This is a genomic window from Psychrobacter piechaudii, from assembly GCF_900162825.1.
GTDB lineage: Bacteria > Pseudomonadota > Gammaproteobacteria > Pseudomonadales > Moraxellaceae > Psychrobacter > Psychrobacter piechaudii.
Map to the genome: position 1 here is coordinate 1 of NZ_FUGE01000213.1, position 2,590 is coordinate 2,590.

At 38.0% G+C, this 2,590-nt stretch carries 2 protein-coding genes; one reads left to right on the forward strand and one right to left on the reverse strand.

Annotated elements, in window-relative coordinates; genetic code table 11:
• Positions 1-352: 352 nt before the first annotated feature.
• Positions 353-1,606 (forward strand): toxic anion resistance protein, encoded by a 1,254-nt coding sequence (locus A1019T_RS11300; RefSeq protein WP_077451719.1) that lies wholly within the window; start codon positions 353-355, stop codon positions 1,604-1,606.
• A gap of 114 nt (positions 1,607-1,720) precedes the next feature.
• Here the strand turns inward: A1019T_RS11300 and ahpC are convergent, their stop codons facing one another.
• Entirely contained in the window at positions 1,721-2,287 is a 567-nt protein-coding gene (gene ahpC, locus A1019T_RS11305) for an alkyl hydroperoxide reductase subunit C (protein ID WP_077451720.1), read from the reverse strand.
• Positions 2,288-2,590: the final 303 nt, after the last annotated feature.

Below are 2,590 nucleotides of genomic sequence, written 5' to 3' on the forward strand. Positions count from 1 at the left end.
GGGTTAAAGTTTCACTAAGTCTGTTAAAGTTTGGCATGGTCTGATTCGTCTTAAAAATTACTATTATGCCTTTGCTTTAACAGACTTTTTTGTTTTTTTGTCGTGTGCAGAGGGGTTATTTATATTGCTAAGTTTTATTGCTAACTTCACTCAATACTTAACATTATTTACTTATAATCAATATCATCACCTGCTGCTTTCTTGTACTATTTATTTAATAGGGCTTTATTTAGTGGCTACTTTATTTTATAAGTAGATATCCTACTTATTTTAAGCACCACTTACTTTATAAAGCCAATGCTTTAATGACTATATTTATTAAAACAAACTACAACAACTATAAGGACCTCTTATGCAAGAATTAACGCCTCCAGAAAGTGCCAGCACCCCCTCTATCAGCTTAACCCCACCCGAGCCGGTAAAAGAAGTACCGACCAGTGAAGCGGACCAAATAGTAAAGCTTGATCCCAATCAAATTCCTGAGCTAGATGCTAAGGTTGATGCTTTCGTTAGTCATGTGCTCAATAATCCGGTACAAAGTAGTGAGTTTAAGCAAAACGTACAGTCGATTCACAACTTAGGTAACCAAGAAATCAGAGAATCGGCGCAAGTCTCAAACCGTATGCTGGAGTTACCAGCCAAAAGTTTAGACAAAGGTTTATTTGATAACTCCCCTATCGCCAAATCATTAACTGAACTACGCGGTATTGTGGAAGACTTAGATCCAAGTAAAAAACAACTGACCAGCTCGCGTAAACTTTTTGGCCTAATTCCTATGGGCAATAAGGTCCAAGACTACTTCCGTCAGTATGAATCTGCCCAGTCTCATATTAATGCGGTCGTTACTAGTCTTTATAATGGTAAAGATGAACTGCTCAAAGACAATGCCATGATTGAGCAAGAAAAAGTTAATATGTGGAACTTAATGCAGTCCATTCGTCAGTATATTTATGTGGGCAAAAAAATCGATGAACAGCTAGAGAAGAAAATCTACGAGATTGAAGCGACTGATCCTGAAAAAGCTCGTATCATCAAAGAAGAGATGCTGTTTTATGTACGTCAAAAAAACACTGACTTTTTAACTCAATTGGCAGTAAACGTGCAGGGCTATTTGGCGCTAGATACCATTCGTAAAAACAACCTAGAGCTAATAAAAGGGGTGGATCGTGCCACCACTACCACAGTTTCTGCCTTACGTACCGCAGTTGTGGTCGCTCAAGCAATGACCAATCAAAAACTGGTATTAGATCAAATTAGTGCACTAAACAAAACCACCAGTAGCTTAATTGAATCGACTTCAGCGATGATGAAGCGTCAATCTACTGAGATTCATGAGCAGGCCAGTAACAGCACCATTGAACTTGATAAACTACAAAGTGCGTTTAACAATATCTACGAGACTATGGATATGATCAGCGATTATAAAGTGAAAGCACTTGATAATATGAAAACTACGGTGGATTCATTGACTCACGAAGTGGATAAAGCACAAAAATACTTGGACAAAGCCAATCAGACCACTGTGCTTGAAGTGACCAAAGAGATTGATACCAAAAAAATCACCAATCAAGCCAATAGCTCTAATACCGTAGATATTGATATCTAAAAAGGCGGTTATTAAAATCTGTAAGCCATAAAAAAAACCCCGCTAAGTTAATAGCGGGGTTTTTTTATTGTCTATCTAAATTAACTTACTATTTATTAAATAATTAGAGGTTAATTAGATTTTACCTACTAGGTCTAGGCTTGGCTTAAGGGTTTCTTGACCTTGTTCCCAAGCAGCTGGACATACTTCACCGTCGTTTTCACGAACGTACTGAGCTGCTTTTACTTTGCGAACTAGATCTTTTGCACTACGGCCGATACCACCTGCATGGATTTCAGCAACTTGAATCTTGCCGTCTGGATCTACTACGAACGTACCGCGTTCTGCTAGACCTTCTTCTTCAATCATTACGTTGAAGCCACGAGTGATACGGCCAGTTGGGTCACCGATCATTGGGAAAGTCACTTTACCAATAGCTTCTGAAGAATCGTGCCATGCTTTGTGCGTGAAGTGAGTGTCAGTTGATACTGAGTATACTTCTACACCTAGGCCTTTAAGCTCTTCATACTGACCTGCCATGTCTTCTAGTTCAGTTGGGCAAACGAAAGTAAAGTCTGCTGGGTAGAACATGAAGATAGCCCATTTGCCTTTTACGTCTTCTGAAGTGATGGTTTTAAATTCACCGTTTACAAATGCTTCAGCTGAAAACTCAGGGATTTCTTGATTAATAATTGACGCCATTTTTTGGCTCCTTTTTATTGGTGGGTTTAACAAAGTAATTGTTTTTAAATAACTAAATTAAATGATTGGACTGTTTTTTTTAAATCTATATAAACTTTAGCTGTTTATGAAGCTTAAGCTATCATACCGCCGTTACATTACTGTGACGTTAGTGATTATTGTGGGTAGTAGTAATTTTATGTAGCCAGTAGTTGAAATATTCAATGAGACAACCATATTCATATACTGGCTAACCCCCTACCTATAACACTTTTAGCTTCGCTCCTTGCTAACTACAACTGCTATTATAGCAAACACCTACAA

Coding starts and splice junctions, on each gene's coding strand:
- A1019T_RS11300 (WP_077451719.1), top strand. CDS start 353: ATGCAAGAATTAACGCCTCCAGAAAGTGCCAGCACCCCCTCTATCAGC.
- ahpC (WP_077451720.1), bottom strand. CDS start 2,287: ATGGCGTCAATTATTAATCAAGAAATCCCTGAGTTTTCAGCTGAAGCA.